The following is a 14,250-nucleotide window of genomic DNA, read 5'->3' as shown; positions in this document are numbered from 1 at the left end:
TCCTCCATCCCCACATGGAAGGAACACCCCGTGGCACGATCACGATCCACCCTGACCAGGCTGCTGGCACCGACGGCGGCCGTGGCCGCCCTGATCGGCTTCGCGGCCGCACCGGCCCACGCGGCGATCTGGACCTCGTCGGACCAGTGGGGCAACTACACCACCTCCGACGGCTACATCCTCTACAACAACATCTGGGGCTCCGGAGCGGGCACCCAGACCATCTCGGCCGACTCGTCGAGCAAATGGTCCGTCACGGCGAACCACCCGGACACGGGCGGCATCAAGTCGTACCCGAACGCCAAGAAGGTCGTCGACAAGCCGATCACATCGCTCTCGTCGCTGACCAGCGCCTACAACGTGACCGTGCCGTCGGCCGGCGCCTACAACACGTCGTACGACATCTGGGACACGGACTACGACTACGAGGTGATGCTCTGGGTGAACTACAACGGCGCGGTCGGACCCCTCGGCACCTCACAGGGGAACGTCACTCTCGGCGGCCACACCTGGACCGTCTACAAGGGCGACAACGGGGCCAACGAGGTCTTCTCGTTCCTCCGGACCTCCGACTCGTCCTCCGGGTCGGTGGACATCCTGCCGATCCTGAAGTGGATCAAGGACACGAAGGGCTGGTGGGGCAATGAGACCATCGGCGACGTCCAGTTCGGATACGAGATCACCTCGTCGTCGGGCGGACTGAACTTCACGACCAACTCGTTCGGCGTCTCTTCGAGCTGAACCTGACGGGCCGGGGGCGCTCCCCCCGGCCCGCCTCCCGCGCGGCGAACAGGTGTGTCGCGGCGGCTCCGAGGTCAGGCCGGGGCCGTCCCGGTACTCGCACGCACCGTCAGAACCGGTTCCAGCAGATCGACTTCGTCGGAATCGCGGCCCGCGAGTTTGGCCATCACCTGTTCCACCGAGCGGCGGCCCATCTCCTGCGCCGGGATGGCGACGGACGTGAGCCTGACCGAGGCCTGCGTGGCCACCTGCTCGGGGCAGATCGCGACGACGGAGACGTCCTCCGGCACGGCGCGCCCCTGCTGCTGGAGCAGATTGAGCAGCGGCTCGACGGCGGCCTCGTTCTGGACGATGAACCCGGTCGTGTCCGGCCGCTCGTCGAAGATCCGCGTCAGGGTGCCGGCCATCGCCGCGTAACCGCCCTCGGAGGGGCGGTGCAGGATGCGCGTACCGGTCTCGCGCGCCTTGGCCCGTACGCCGTCCACGGTCCGCTCGGCGAAGCCGGTGTGGCGCTCGTAGACGGCGGGGGCCTCGCCGATCACCACGACCTCCCGGTGCCCGAGTCGCGCGAGGTGGTCCACGCAGAGCGCGCCCGTGGCCTCGAAGTCGAGGTCGACGCAGGTCAGTCCGGAGGTGTCGGCGGGCAGCCCGATGAGGACGGAGGTCCGGCCCGATTCGCGGAGCAGGGGCAGCCGTTCGTCCTGGAGTTCGACGTCCATCAGGATCATCGCGTCGGCCAGCGAGCTCCCCGCGATCCGCCGGACGGCCGCGGAGCCCTCCTCGCCGGTCAGCAGCAGGACGTCGTAGCCGTGGGTACGGGCCCCGGTGGCGACGGCGATGGCGATCTCCATCATCACCGGCACGTACATGTCCGTACGCAGCGGCACCATGAGCGCGATGATGTTGGACCTGCTGCTGGCGAGCGCCCGCGCACCCGCGTTGGGGTGGTAACCCAGCTGCTTGATGCTGTGCTCCACCCGCTCCCGGGTGGGAGCGGAGATCGACCGCTTCCCGCTGAGGACGTAGCTCACCGTGCTCGCCGACACTCCGGCGTGCTGGGCTACCTCGGCAAGCGTGACCATTCGGCTTCTCCCCAACAGACGGCGATCACGAGGAGAGCAGGTGAAGCGCTTCGACAGCGCCGCTGCACTCTCCCTCACGCTCTGAAATGCACAGACGCAGTCGAGCCTAGACTTGCCTACAGTCAGTGTCCAGAGTGGAATCGAAGCGCTTCGACCAGGGGTCCTCCACCTTTTTCGCAGAGCCACCACCGCTCCATACGGTGACCCAGTACGCCGAGGGTGTCCAGCCCGCCGGCCGGACGCCGGTGACGGAACGGCGCGCCTGCGAAGCCTCACCCGGCCAGGTGAGGCTTCGCAGACACCCCTTGGTCGCCGCTGCCGCCGCGAAGGTTGCCGGGTCGCAGCGCCGTCTTCGGCCCGGCGAGGGGAGGCAGGCCGGTGGGCGCCCCGTCGCCTGTCATCCGTGGAGCAGCACCGGAAACGCTTCCATGTCGTTCTGCGTCATGACGGGCAGCTTGCGGATCTCGTCGTCCCCGACGGCGAGCTTCAGCCCGGGAAAACGCGCGAACAGGGCGGGCAGCGCGATGCCGGCCTCCACCCGGGACAGCGCCGCGCCGGGGCAGATGTGGGGCCCGTGCCCGAAGGTCATGTGCCGGATCGGCGCCGGACGCGTGATGTCGAAGGCATCGGCGTCGTCCCCGTGCTGGGCGGTGTCACGTCCGATGGCCCGGTAGGAGATCACCACCCCCTCCCCCTTGGCTATGACCTGCTCGCCGACCCGTATGTCCTCGGTGGCGAACCGCATCAGCAGGTGGGTGGTGGGTGTGTCCCAGCGCAGCGTCTCCTCGATCACCGCCTCCCACGGGATCTCCCCGTCCAGCACCTTCCTCAGCTGGTCGGGGTGGGCGAGCAGGGCGCGTACGGCGTTGAGCACGAGCCCGATGGTCGTCTCGTGCCCGGCGGCCACCATCGCCTTGAGGTTTCCGACGACCTCCTCCTCGGTGAGCGGCTCGCCGCCCTCGTCGGCGAGGATCAGCGCGCTGGTGAGGTCGTCGGTGGGGTGCGCGGTCTTCTCCCGCACCAGTTCGGCGTAGAAGACGTCGAGCTCGGCCAGCAGCGCGAGGCGCTCCTCCTGCGGGGTGAGCATCGAGAAGAAGGCCTTGTACCGCCGGGTCAACATGGGGTGCAGCGCCTCGTCCACGCCCATCAGCAGGCCGACGACCCTCATCGGCAGGGGCTGGGCGAACACGGCCTTGAGGTCGACGACCCCGTCGGCGCCCTGTTCCGCGAGCGCGTCCAGGAGTTCCTCGGTGAACTTCTCGATTGCCGGCCGAACGGCCTCCAGCCGGCGCGGGGTGAGCGCCTGCGAGGTCTTCGTACGCAACCGGCGGTGCTCCTCGCCGTCCACGGTGAACATGGAGCGCCCCGCGTCGATCATGCCGATCAGCGGCCAGGCGTGGGTGACCTCACCGCTCTGCCAGAGCCCCCACGCGTCCAGGTCCTTGACCAGCCGTGTGTCGACGAGGAGCCGACGGGCCTCCGCGTGCCGGGTGACGGTCCAGGCGGGCACGCCGAGGAGCTCGATGCGGGCGAGCGGGTCCGCCTCCCGCAGTCGTTCGGTCTCGCCGTCGAGGTCCTGCACCATCGGGTCGATGACCACGGTCGCGTGCGGGCAGTTCACAGGGGGACTCCTGTCTTGTGTGCGCGGGCGAACCGGACGGGAAGCGCGTTCATCCCGCGCAGGAAGGCAGACGGCCTCCGGACGAGATCCTCTGCGGGGACTGCGAGTTCGAGGTCGGGGAGCCGGTCGAGGAGGACCTCGATGCCGGTGCGTGCGATGGTCTCCGCTATCTCCTGCGCGGGGAACGGGCAGCGGTACTCGCCGTGGCTGAACGCCAGATGCGCACCGTTGCTCGCGTGGTGCCCCGCCCCGCCGGAGCCCATGTCCTGGCGTATCAGCGGGTCGGTGTTGGCCGCGCCCAGGCCGAGCAGGAGCATGTCCCCGGCGCGGATGTCGCGCCCGCCGAGCCGTGTGTCGCGGACCGCCCACCGGCCGGCCAGGATCTGGGTCGGGCTCTCCTCCCACAGGACCTCGTTCATCGCGTCCCCGACGCTGCGCCGCCCGCCCGCGAGGGACTCGGCGAACTGGTCCTCGGTGAGCATCAGCCGCAGGGAGTTGCCGATCCAGTCCGCGGTGGTGAGGTGTCCCGCCGCGGTGATCGCCATCAGGTCGAGCGCGTACTCCTCGTCCGTGAAGGGTTCCGGGTCGGCGAGCATCCTGGATGTCACGTCGTCGCCGGGCGCTGCCCGCTTGGCCGCCACCAGCCGTCGCATGTGCTCGCCGAAGCGGCCGTACGCCTCCTGCGCCCCGGGGCCCCCGTCGGCGAGGTCCTTCAGCACGCGGGCGATGTCCGCCCCCTCCTCGTCGGGGAATCCGACGAGCCGGGAGAGGACCAGGACGGGCAGCGGCTCGGCGAACTCGGCGACGAGGTCTGCCGTGCCACGCGCGCAGATGCCGTCCACGAGGCGGTCGGCCAACTGCTCGCAGTGCCTGCGGATCTCGAACGGGTCGGCGGCCTCGAGCGCGGGTACCACCATCTCGGAGTGCCGCCGGTGCTCGGCGCCGGCGGTGAAGTAGATGGACGGCATGGGGCGCCCGACCATGGGCAGCAGCGGCCAGTCCTCGGGAATGTGCTCCCACTGGTTCCACAGGCCGACGTCCCTCGGGAAGAGCTCCCCGTCGGTGGTGACCTGGTGGAGCTCGCGGTATCCCGCGACGAGCCAGGCCGGGAATCCCCCGGGGAGCTCGACGGGCACCACGGGCCCGTGGGAGTGGCGCATGCTCCGGTACACGGCCTGCGGTTCCGTGTGGAACTCCGGTCCGCTGAGCGGCACCGGGGCGGTCGCGGCGTGCGCGGGGCATCCGGGGTGCGCGGACGCGCCGGATAAGAAGGGGTTCGTCATCGTACGGACTCCTGTGAGACGGCTTCGCGCGTTGGGGCCATACGATCAACGCGGCACCACTATAGGGAGGTTGGGTGAAGCTATGGGCACGGATCGTGACAGCGGTCCGGGACGAGTCACCGAAGGTGTGCGTGCCGGGACGACGGCCCGGCGGTGAGCGGCGCTGCACGAACGCCCAGGCCCACTCCACCCAGGCGGGCTTGCTGTAGCGCCCCGCCTCCGTAGGCCACGACCGCCGGCATGGGGCGCCAGCACTTCGGCCCTGACGTGAGCTTCCGGTCCGGCCGGGACCCGCGCTCGCCGGGCGACGTTGCTGATGATCCACCGCGAGGAGAAGGCGGACGAGCAGCCCCCCTTAGGAACGGAAGGGCCCCACCACAAAGCCAGTTCGGCGCGCGGCGGGGCCTCTCGCGTACGTCGCTCAGCCGGTGACGAGCCCCACGAAGCGGGCCCACGCGCCGGGCCCAAGGGCAAGCACGGGACCGTTACCCTGCTTCGAGTCCCGGACGCGGACGCGAGTGGCCGAGGCGGAGAACTCGACGCACTCGCCGCCTTCAGCCACGCTGTAAGTGCTCTTACGCCAGGCGACCTCAACGCAGTCGCCACCTTCAGCCCCGCTGTAGCTGCTCTTGTACCAAGCAAGCTCCTGCGAGGCAGAGACTTCTGTGGTGTTCATAGCTCTCCCAGCAACTTCTCGATGAAGCCCAAGGACTCTCGCGGAGTGAGAGCCTGGCTCCGGATGATCCCATAGCGGGCTGCGGCGAGCCGCGTCTCGTCCCGATCCGTCAGCCAGTTACTGCGCCCCTGTGCCTCCGTGTACACGAGCTGTTCCCCGCCCTTGCGCGTAACTACAGTGAAGGCTCCGTCCACACCGGCGTTGTCGTCCCGATCGAGCGGCATCACCTGGATTTCCACGTTACGGAACCGGCCGAACTTCAGCAGTTGCTCAAGTTGCCCATGCAGCACAGCTCGACCACCCAACGGGCGCCTCAGAACCGGCTCCTCCACAACAAAGCTCATGAGTGGTGCGGGCCAACGGCTGAAAATCTCTTGCCGCGCCAGGCGTGCAGATACTCGTTGCTCGATGGTGTCCTCGTTGAGCAACGGTCGTCGCATGGCGAGAACTGCCCGCGTGTACTCCTCGGTCTGCAACAGACCCTTGACCATGTGTGTGTCGTACGCACACAGCTCGACCGCCTCAGCCTCCAAGCGCGCCATGTCCCGGAAGAACGCCGGGTACTGCGACCGCGCCAGCTCCTCCTTCAACGCCACCAGCAGTCCTCCGGCCTCCAGCACCCGGTCCGCCTTGTCGACGAACTCCGGCTGCGGAATCCGTCGTCCCTGCTCGAACGAGGCCACCGACTGAGCCGCGTAACCCAGGCACTTGCCGAACTCCACCCGGTCCAGCCCCGCCCGCACCCGCAGCAACTTCAACTGCCGCCCGAACGCGACCGCCACCCCGTTCTCCGCCTTGCCCTCCGGCGGGGCACCCGACGAGGCTTCCCCGCTCTCCCCCGCGCCCACGCCCGCGTCCGTCTCGTCCCACGTCATCCGCCACCGCCTGTCCCCGTACGTACACACCCCCGCGTCCGTCGCGCCCACCGTCATACAGCGGAGTGCACTTCACGGCTCACCCGTCAGGACGACATCACCCGCGCCTGCGGCCCCGGAACCGCAGCGCCCGCCTCGGCTCGTCCCACTCGGGCACCGTAATCACCGTTGCGTACGCCTGCACATCGTTCACAAGTAGATCCCTCCAAAGAGTGGCGGAAGCGGGCCGATACTCAACCACCGGTGACCAGCTACACGAACTGGTTCCGCTCGCGGTCGACCCACGCCCCCTGCCGATCGTGAACCCCGAATCCGGCCGCAGAGACTATGTGGTCGACGGATGGCGGGTACGAGGGCCCGGAGCTCGGGCATCGAGCTTCGAGCGCCGGGGTGGACCGATCGCAACGCCTGCGCATAGGCGCTTCCTCCGGATCGTCTGCTCGTTGGTCCAGGTGTGTCGTTGACTGACGCGCAGTGGGCGCGGATCGAGCCGTTGCTTCCGGACCGGGTGCCGAATCCGGGTGGCCGGTGGCGGGACCACCGAGAGGTGATCGACGCCATCGCCTGGAAGTTTCGGACCGGGGCACAGTGGGTGCAGCTGCCGGAGAAGTACGGCAACTGGCGGGGTGTCTACAACCGGCTGCGGATGTGGTCCGCCGATGGCACCTGGGAGCGGGTGTTCACTGCGCTTCTGGCGCAGGCGGACGCCGACGAGGAGCTGAACTGGGTTGTCTCGGTGGACTCCACGGTTGTCATCGATGCCGACACTCGCCTGGTCGTTGTCGTCGGACGGCCGCTGCCGGGCAACCGGAACGACTGCAAAGCGTGGGAGGAATCAGGGGCCAAGGCAGCGGTCGGCCGGACTACAGTGATGGCTGATGGCGGCTGTCCAGGGACCGGATTGATCATGCCGCACCGCCGCACGCAGGGCGAGGAACTGCCCCGCTGGAAGCGGGAGCACAACCGCTCACAACAAACGCTCCGTACTTCCAGCGGTAGTAGCACGACCAGTAGCTCACCACGCGCCGCTCCGTGCATGCGAAGAAGGCCGGATTCCGAGCGATGAACTCCCCGTGGAGTCGGCGCTGGGTTGAGCCCGGAACCGCGAGCCCGGGCAGCCCCCGGCCTATCGGCTCAAGGATCTCCAGCACGTATTCTCCGGCCAACTGCACCACGAACGGGACGACCCACGGCTCACCCGACGCCATGAACTGCTCGAGGTGCCGCTGGCGGACCCGGCCATCGTGGTGCCGGGAGTAGAGGATAGGCGGCGGACCTCTCGGTCTCTCAGCCGCCCACCTCGACGGTGCGGGACCCCATTAGCCCTGGGGGTGGGGTCTCGCGGTGGTTTTCACTCCAGAGAGGGCACGGCGCAGACCTTGATTGGCCGGGTCGTTCGCAAGCGTCTTCGAGGCGAGTCAGGCCAGGCAGATGCGGGTGATGCCTAGTGCTGGATCAGGCCGTCGACCGGGACAGGGTCGACGTGGCCTGTTGCCGGAAGGGCCTGGGCCAGGGAGAGGCCAATGTCGACCAGCGATGACCGGCGCAGGCCGGGGACGTCTGAGAGGTCGGTCCAGACCGACTCGGCGATTTCGCCGTTCGGCTCCGGCCGGAGCTGGCCGCCAGTGATGTGGACGCGGTAGAAAACGCCGACATTCTGATGCTCGACTCGCGCACGAGCTTCAGCCGCAGGGATGACCCGAGAGTCCACGCCCAGCAGGCGATCCACCACCGCGATGCAGCCCGTCTCCTCGGCGACTTCCCGGATCACCGCATCAAACGGATCTTCGCCGTGCTCGACCCTGCCACCCGGAAGAGTCCAGTTGCTTTCGCCAGTCGGTGGCACGTGACGGGCGAGCAGGACCCGCCCGTCCTCGATGCACACGGCATACGCCGCCAACCGAAAACTCATCCTCGTGCCTCCCGCCCGAACCCTATCCACCGTCCGGCGAGTGGGGCCAGATCAACTTCTTACGCCTGGAGCCACTTCCATTCCGTGCGGTGGAGCCCAAAGAAGTGCTTACATCGGCAGGCCGGGTCGTCAGAGGCCGCCCAGCTCGGCTGCTAGGTCCGGATCACGCATGCCGGGGAGGGCGTAGCCCTCGGTCTCGTCCCAAGGGACGTCGAGATCGTCCATGTGGACGCGCCACTCCGCCCCCGGCAGGGCACGGCGCAGCTCCGTGACCGAGCGCAGCACATGGTCGAGCACCGGCAGTACCGCGCCGGGATCGAACGGCATCTTGGTGGAACCGGCGGCTATCTCGTCCGGTCGGCTGTCATCGCTGTCGTAGAGGTACAGGCTTTCCTGGTCCTCGTACGGGAAGGACGCCCGGTGGGCGGCCACGATCCGCTCGACAGCGGCCGACTCGGCATCGGTCGGCGGAGTGTTCCGGCTCGCGCAGTAGTAGAGGGAGACGCTCATGATCCGAGCCTACCGAGGGGGTACGACAGAGCCGTCCGGAGGCGGGCTGTCCTGTGGTGGGATGGTGCGGTGAGCCGCACCGCCGAAGAGACCAACCGCCGCATGCTCCGGGCCCGGGACGCGATGGACCGCGCGTACGCCCGGCCTCTGGACGTGCCGGCCCTGGCCCGGATCGCCCACGTCTCCCCGGCGCACTTCACCCGCACGTTCCGCGCCACCTTCGGCGAGACGCCGCACCGGTACCTGCAGCGGCGCCGGGTCGAGCGGGCGATGTTCCTGCTGCGGGAGAGCGACCGGAGTGTCACGGACATCTGCTACGAGGTCGGCTTCGGCAGCACCGGTACCTTCAGCCGCACGTTCCGCGACATCGTCGGCCGGTCGCCGAGGACGTACCGCAAGGAGGCGGCGGCCGTGGACGTGCCCACGTGCTTCACGAAGGCGTGGACGCGGCCGACCGTGTGAACCCCTCGGCTGCCTCTCCGCACAGGCCGCCGACTGAGCAGTTTCGGATAAGTTTCCGTCGGCCCCGCCGATTAGCGTGGTCCACATGTTCAACGCGATCACGCACTCACAGATCTACGTCCTCGACCAGGACGCGGCCCTCGACTTCTACGTCGGCAAGCTCGGTCTGGAGGTCAACGCCGACGTCGACATGGGCTTCATGCGCTGGCTGACGGTCAGCGTCCCCGGCCATCCCGACCGCCAGGTCCTGCTGGAGAAGCCCGGCCCTCCGGCGATCTCCGAGGAGACGGCCGAGCAGGTCCGCGACCTGCTGACCAAGGGCGCACTGGGCAGCGCGCTCATCCTCTCCACGGACGACTGCCGCAAGACGTACGAGACCCTGCTGGCGCGGGGCGTGGAGTTCACCGACGAGCCGACGGAGCGCCCGTACGGAATCGACTGCGGCCTGCGCGACCCCTTCGGCAACCACCTCCGCTTCACCCAGCTGAAGGGCTGAGAGCCGGGGGCTCGGGTGCCTGGACCACAGGGTTGGTCCAGGCGCCGGCACCGGCCGTTCCCGCGTCGGTGGGGTGGCCCCGCCGTCCCTCCCGCGTACAGGCCGACACACATCACGTACAGCCACCTGACGACAGCGCGTCACCCCTGGTCACGCTCGGCCACCACGCGTCAGCGTTGAGGCATGACCAGCAAGCAGCCGCCCCTCCCCGTACGCCCCCTACGCCCCACACAACCCCGCTTTCCCTGGCACCACTTCACGATGCGCTTCAGCTCGACGCCGCGCGGCGCCCGCCTGGCCCGGCGCCTGGCCGGCGAGCGCTTCGACGCCTGGGGCATCCCGTACGGGAGCGAGGCGCACGACACACTGACGCTGACCGTGGCCGAGCTGAGCAGCAACGCCGTGCGCCACGGTCACGTGTCAGGGCGCGACTTCCGCCTACGCCTCTCCGCCGAGGGTGCGGCCATCCGGATCGAGGTCACCGACACCCGGAGCGAACGCATCCCCGCCCTGACCGAGGCTCCACCGGACGACCATGACGGCGGCCGAGGCCTGCTCCTGGTCGCCGCCCTCGCCGACGACTGGGGCTGGTACCCGTGCGCGGACGGGCCGGGCAAGACGGTGTGGGCGGTCCTGGAGGTGCGGTCGCCGTAGCCGATACCCGATCCCCGATTCCCCTCCCCTGCGCACGGGCTCACCGCTTGCCGCTTCGAGACCCCCCGGTGGGCTGGACCGGCCTCAGCAGCACCGGGCGCAGCCTGCTGTATCCGCGTACCGACACAGCTCGGAGCACCTTCAGTTCGTATGCCGCCATGCCCGCCAGTTCGCCGGCGAACGCCGTGCTGGTGAGTACCGCGCCGGGGCGGGCCACCGCGGTCAGCCGGGCAGCGATGTTCACCACCGCACCGTAGACGTCGCCGAAACGGCTGAGGACAGCGCCGTGAGCCAGCCCGGTCCGCACCTGCGGCAGCCCCGGTTCCACCTCGGCGCGGGCGGTGAGTTCGAGGGCGATGTCAGCGGCCGTGGACGCCGACTCGCATACGAAGAGCACTTCGTCGCCGATGGTCTTCACCATCCGGCCCCGGCCGTCGGCGATCACATCGCCGGTCAGGCTCTCGAACCGGTCGAGCACCCGGACGAGTTCGGCGCCGGCCAGTCCACGGGTCATCCGCGTGTAGCCGACCATGTCGGTGAACCCCACCGACAGGTCGCGGATGTCGGCGCCCTCACCGGGCGCCGCCCCGCCCACCACGGCGTCCTCCTGCGCGCCCTTTCCTGGCCCAGGGCCCTGCACCGGCCCGGCGCGCGCATGCTCCTCCGTCTCGGCGAGCGCCCGTTCGGCATACGCCGCAAGATGCCGGCGCCACACGTGCCGCTGCACGAGCTCCATCTCCGGCATCAACGCCGCGGCGTGACCGATCAGCGATCCTCCGTCCGGAGTCGCGCCCGAGCCTCGGTTCATCCAGGACCAGAGGGTGTGCACCTGCCACTCGGCGAGCCGTGACAGGTGATGCCCCAGGGCGCGCGCCATCATCGTCTCGCTGTCCGGGGTGATGAGCCCGGCTTCGATGAGCCGTTCCCCCGCGCGCAGTGCGTCGACGTCGCCGTCGGTGAACACCCTCGCGTCGTCGTCGACCACCGGAAACCCGAGCGCACGCCAGATCTGCACGGTGCGCTCGGCCCCCACCCCGGCCCGCTCGGCGATGTCCCGCCGCGTCCAGGTCCGACGGCCGCCGAGCAGTACCTCCTCGACCGTGCGTCGCAGCTCGTCGACGCCGGGCGGCGCCGCTGGTTCCTCCGGCGGTTCCGCGGCACTCATGTGGTGTGCACGATCAGCACGTCGAGTCCCGCTCTTCTGGCGACGTCCGCGGGCACGGAGCCGAGGATGCGCCCGGCTATCGAGCGCAGGCCCCGGTTCCCGACGACCAGGAGGTCGGCCGAACACTCCCCGGCGATCCGCACCAGTGCGTCGACCGGCTCGTCCTGCACCGCCACCGTCCGCACGTCCACCACGCCCTGCGCACGGGCCCGGTCCGCGGCGATTCGCAGGGTCTCCTCAGCGGGTGCCGATCCGACCACCTGATACGCCTCGGCTCCTAACTGCTCTCTGGCTGCTGTGAGTTCGGGGCCACTAAGCGGCGCATACGCGCAGGCGATCACGAGCTCAGCCCCGCACACCGCGGCGAGTCGGGCCGCTCCCTCCACCGCTGCGAATGACGACGCCGAGCCGTCCGTGCCGACCATGACGGTCTGATAGGCGGTCAAGACAAACTCCTTACTCCGAAGTCAACTTACTGCCCAGTAAGATAGAGCGCGGCGAGTCGGCCGAGCAAGGGGCAGGGGCCATGAGGTCACGGGCTGCGAGGGAAGACACGCCGGAACGCCGCGGACGGGAAGCCGCGGGAAGGGACCGTTCGGCCCATACCGGCTGTGGACTCGCCGCAGCGAGACTGGAAGGGGGACGAAAGGAGGCCGCATCATGCGCACTTTCACCCCGGCCAGGCTGGCGAACTCCCTGCCTCCGGACTACCGGGACCGGCTCATGCGTACTGCCCGTGAGGCAAATTTCACCGAGGGTACCCGGCTCTTCGAAGAGGGCAGCGCGGCCGACCGTTTCTGGATCGTCCGCTCGGGCACCGTCACACTGGACATGCGCCTGCCCGGCAAGGGCCGGGCGGTCATCGAGCGCCTCGGCCCCGGTGAGCTGATCGGCTGGTCATGGCTGCTACCGCCGTACCTGTGTCACAACGGCGGTGAGGCGGCGACGCCACTGCGCACGCACGAGTTCAACGCGAGGGCCGTACGCATGGCCATGGACGCCGACCCGGCCTTCGGGTCCGCCGTCGGCAACTGGGTGACCCGGGTGCTCGCCCACCGCCTGCAGGAGACCAGGGCACGACTGCTCGACAACTACGCCGTCCACGGCAACGTCGGCATCGTGTGAGCTGGCCGGCCACGAGCCGCACGGGATGCGGGCCCACGTTCGGCCTGACGGAGCCGCGCTGCTCGGCGCGGCGTGAGGTGAGGGGTACCGGGGGTCGCCCCGACTCTCCCCCGGTGCATCACTTTGTGAAAGTTCGATCAGTGATGTTCGGGTCCATGGCCAGCTCTTGCGAATGCCGCTTACTTCCAAGTAACTAGCAGTCATGAACCTCTTCAGCCGCAGCTCCCTGCTCCGTCGCCCGGAGCCCACAGTGGAGGAGTCACCCGCCGGATACGGGGCCGCCGGAGGCCCTGTTATGCCGGATCCCGCTCTGGCGGCCCTGACCGGGGAGTGGATGATCGACCCCGCGCACAGCAGGATCGGGTTCTCGGTGCGGCACGCCATGGTGACGACGGTCCGCGGTGCCTTCCTCGAGTACGAGAGCCGCCTCCACTTCGACGGGCGCGACCCGTCCCGCTCCAGCGCCGAGATATCGCTGTCCACGGCGAGCGTCGACACCGGGGTGGAGCAGCGGGACGCCCACCTGATCGGGCGAGACTTCCTGGACGCCGGGCGGTACCCGCGGATGACCTTCACGAGCAGTGCCGTGGAACTCGTGGGCAAGGACGTCTACCGCATGACCGGAGATCTCACGATCCGGGGGACGGCCCGCCCCGTGGTCCTGGACCTCACCTACATCGGGTACGTCATGGACCCGTTCGGCTACGAGCGCGTCGGCTTCGACGGGACCACCACGATCAACCGTTCCGACTGGGGCCTGACGTACAACGCCAGGCTGGCCGAGGGCGGTGCCATGGTCAGCGAGAGGCTCCGCCTGCAGTTCGACATCGCGGCCATCCGCACCCCGTCGCCCGCCTGACACCCCCCGCGGGAGTCCGCAGGACGTGAACGGCCGACCTTCCGGGCCACGCACCGGAAGGTCGGCCGTTCACGTCCCTCCTCAGAGGGCGGGTCGCACCCGTTGCCGCACCCGTCCGCCGCAACGGCCACCACCCACCAGCATTCGATGATCGTTCCGGGGAAGGGAGTAGACGTGCCCAAGAGGGCGCGGAAGAGTCGGTGTGGTCGAAGGAGTCGTTGTGATCGAGGTTGAACGCGTCTTGTACTCGGGCCATCCGCTCGACAGGATCGTGGCGTACCTGGCGGACTTCTCGCACACCGAACAGTGGGACCCCGGCACAGTCAGCTGCCGAGCGACCGCACCCGGCCCGGTGGCAGTGGGCTCGGAGTGGCAGAACGTCTCGACGTTCCGGGGGCGGCGTACCGAGCTTCGCTACGAGCTGACCCGGATGGGTGGCGACCACCTCACCTTCGTCGGGCGCAACAAGACGGTCACGTCCACCGATGACATGAGCTTCGAGCCGCAGACCGGTGGCACCCGGATCACCTACCGCGCCCGCCTCGAGTTCCACGGACTCGCCCGACTCGCGACGCCGGTGTTGAGGAAGGAGTTCGAGCGGCTGGGGGACGAGGTCGCCAAGCACCTGCCGGCCGCCCTCGAACGGGCGTTGGGCCCCTCCGCGCCCGGCGGTCCGCCGGCCTGACACGCGAGGACCGACGGCCACCGCCGGCAGGCGCGAGGGAGAGGGAGCCCCTCCCAGGCCTCCGGGCTCGCCTGCGTGGTGGTGGCCGAGCCGTCACCGGCCGC

16 protein-coding genes and 3 pseudogenes are annotated in these 14,250 nt (G+C 69.3%); 9 read left to right on the top strand and 10 right to left on the bottom strand.

The annotated features are described in order from the left end of the window. Window positions 1-30: 30 nt before the first annotated feature. Window positions 31-741 carry a hypothetical protein gene (locus AB0I83_RS02100; RefSeq protein ID WP_363303248.1) on the top strand — a complete coding sequence of 237 codons (711 nt, stop codon included), beginning with the start codon at window positions 31-33 and terminating at the stop codon, window positions 739-741. 74 nt (window positions 742-815) lie between these two features. Here AB0I83_RS02100 and AB0I83_RS02095 read toward each other — a convergent pair whose 3' ends face one another. The 5 genes from AB0I83_RS02095 to AB0I83_RS02075 all read right to left on the bottom strand — a co-directional run bounded on the left by AB0I83_RS02095 (window position 816) and on the right by AB0I83_RS02075 (window position 6,278). Then, window positions 816-1,823 (bottom strand): LacI family DNA-binding transcriptional regulator, encoded by a 1,008-nt coding sequence (locus tag AB0I83_RS02095; protein ID WP_363303247.1) that lies wholly within the window; start codon window positions 1,821-1,823, stop codon window positions 816-818. 397 nt (window positions 1,824-2,220) lie between these two features. After that, a complete protein-coding gene (locus AB0I83_RS02090; protein WP_356530525.1) occupies window positions 2,221-3,408 on the bottom strand; it encodes a cytochrome P450 in 1,188 nt (395 codons plus the stop codon). 32 nt (window positions 3,409-3,440) lie between these two features. Next, a complete protein-coding gene (locus AB0I83_RS02085) occupies window positions 3,441-4,727 on the bottom strand; it encodes a cytochrome P450 (RefSeq protein WP_363303246.1) in 1,287 nt (428 codons plus the stop codon). Window positions 4,728-5,148: 421 nt separating this feature from the next. Next, window positions 5,149-5,403: a DUF397 domain-containing protein gene (locus AB0I83_RS02080; protein ID WP_363303245.1), complete on the bottom strand. Its 255-nt coding sequence runs from the start codon at window positions 5,401-5,403 to the stop codon at window positions 5,149-5,151. Beyond that, window positions 5,400-6,278, bottom strand: a complete 879-nt coding sequence (locus AB0I83_RS02075) for a helix-turn-helix transcriptional regulator (protein WP_363303244.1) — start codon at window positions 6,276-6,278, stop codon at window positions 5,400-5,402. Before AB0I83_RS02075 ends, AB0I83_RS02080 begins: the two co-directional genes overlap by 4 nt. A 454-nt stretch (window positions 6,279-6,732) precedes the next feature. On the opposite strand from AB0I83_RS02075, the pseudogene AB0I83_RS02070 reads away from it, so the two are divergent. Together AB0I83_RS02070 and AB0I83_RS02065 are read left to right on the top strand one after the other, a co-directional pair. Then, window positions 6,733-6,900, top strand: a pseudogene (locus tag AB0I83_RS02070) (transposase); the annotation flags it as partial. A 126-nt stretch (window positions 6,901-7,026) separates the two neighbouring features. Beyond that, window positions 7,027-7,263, top strand: a pseudogene (locus tag AB0I83_RS02065) (IS5/IS1182 family transposase); the annotation flags it as partial. On the opposite strand, the pseudogene AB0I83_RS02060 reads toward AB0I83_RS02065, so the two are convergent. From AB0I83_RS02060 to AB0I83_RS02050, 3 genes and pseudogenes are all read right to left on the bottom strand, one after another. Then, a pseudogene (locus AB0I83_RS02060) lies at window positions 7,253-7,540 on the bottom strand (hypothetical protein); the annotation flags it as partial. The pseudogenes AB0I83_RS02065 and AB0I83_RS02060 sit on opposite strands and share 11 nt — an antisense overlap. A 182-nt stretch (window positions 7,541-7,722) precedes the next feature. After that, the gene (locus tag AB0I83_RS02055; RefSeq protein WP_363303243.1) at window positions 7,723-8,190 is read right to left on the bottom strand and encodes an NUDIX domain-containing protein; all 468 of its coding nucleotides are present in this window, start codon (window positions 8,188-8,190) and stop codon (window positions 7,723-7,725) included. A gap of 129 nt (window positions 8,191-8,319) precedes the next feature. Next, entirely contained in the window at window positions 8,320-8,700 is a 381-nt protein-coding gene (locus tag AB0I83_RS02050) for a hypothetical protein (RefSeq protein ID WP_363303242.1), read from the bottom strand. Window positions 8,701-8,769: 69 nt separating this feature from the next. Between AB0I83_RS02050 and AB0I83_RS02045 the strand changes: the two genes are divergently transcribed. The 3 genes from AB0I83_RS02045 to AB0I83_RS02035 all read left to right on the top strand — a co-directional run bounded on the left by AB0I83_RS02045 (window position 8,770) and on the right by AB0I83_RS02035 (window position 10,312). Then, window positions 8,770-9,162: an AraC family transcriptional regulator gene (locus AB0I83_RS02045; RefSeq protein WP_363303241.1), complete on the top strand. Its 393-nt coding sequence runs from the start codon at window positions 8,770-8,772 to the stop codon at window positions 9,160-9,162. 85 nt (window positions 9,163-9,247) lie between these two features. Beyond that, on the top strand, window positions 9,248-9,658 hold the full coding sequence (locus AB0I83_RS02040; protein WP_356530443.1) for a VOC family protein: 411 nt from the start codon (window positions 9,248-9,250) through the stop codon (window positions 9,656-9,658). Between the two features lie 183 nt (window positions 9,659-9,841). Next, window positions 9,842-10,312 carry an ATP-binding protein gene (locus tag AB0I83_RS02035; protein WP_363303240.1) on the top strand — a complete coding sequence of 157 codons (471 nt, stop codon included), beginning with the start codon at window positions 9,842-9,844 and terminating at the stop codon, window positions 10,310-10,312. A 40-nt stretch (window positions 10,313-10,352) separates the two neighbouring features. Here the strand turns inward: AB0I83_RS02035 and AB0I83_RS02030 are convergent, their stop codons facing one another. Continuing rightward, the gene (locus AB0I83_RS02030) at window positions 10,353-11,477 is read right to left on the bottom strand and encodes an adenylate/guanylate cyclase domain-containing protein (RefSeq protein WP_363303239.1); all 1,125 of its coding nucleotides are present in this window, start codon (window positions 11,475-11,477) and stop codon (window positions 10,353-10,355) included. Next, window positions 11,474-11,923, bottom strand: coding sequence for a universal stress protein (locus AB0I83_RS02025; protein ID WP_363303238.1), 450 nt, complete (start codon window positions 11,921-11,923; stop codon window positions 11,474-11,476). The genes AB0I83_RS02030 and AB0I83_RS02025 overlap by 4 nt, the downstream gene beginning before the upstream one ends. A 214-nt stretch (window positions 11,924-12,137) precedes the next feature. Here AB0I83_RS02025 and AB0I83_RS02020 point away from each other — a divergent pair, with 214 nt between their 5' ends. The 3 genes from AB0I83_RS02020 to AB0I83_RS02010 all read left to right on the top strand — a co-directional run bounded on the left by AB0I83_RS02020 (window position 12,138) and on the right by AB0I83_RS02010 (window position 14,146). Beyond that, window positions 12,138-12,602, top strand: coding sequence for a cyclic nucleotide-binding domain-containing protein (locus AB0I83_RS02020; RefSeq protein ID WP_363303237.1), 465 nt, complete (start codon window positions 12,138-12,140; stop codon window positions 12,600-12,602). Between the two features lie 202 nt (window positions 12,603-12,804). Further along, window positions 12,805-13,461, top strand: coding sequence for a YceI family protein (locus AB0I83_RS02015; RefSeq protein WP_363303236.1), 657 nt, complete (start codon window positions 12,805-12,807; stop codon window positions 13,459-13,461). Window positions 13,462-13,681: 220 nt separating this feature from the next. Beyond that, a complete protein-coding gene (locus AB0I83_RS02010; RefSeq protein ID WP_356530450.1) occupies window positions 13,682-14,146 on the top strand; it encodes an SRPBCC family protein in 465 nt (154 codons plus the stop codon). The last annotated feature ends 104 nt before the right edge of the window (window positions 14,147-14,250 follow it).

This window comes from Streptomyces sp. NPDC049970, from assembly GCF_040660235.1.
Classification (GTDB): Bacteria; Actinomycetota; Actinomycetes; order Streptomycetales; family Streptomycetaceae; genus Streptomyces.
This window is presented reverse-complemented; position numbering and strand designations above follow the sequence as displayed.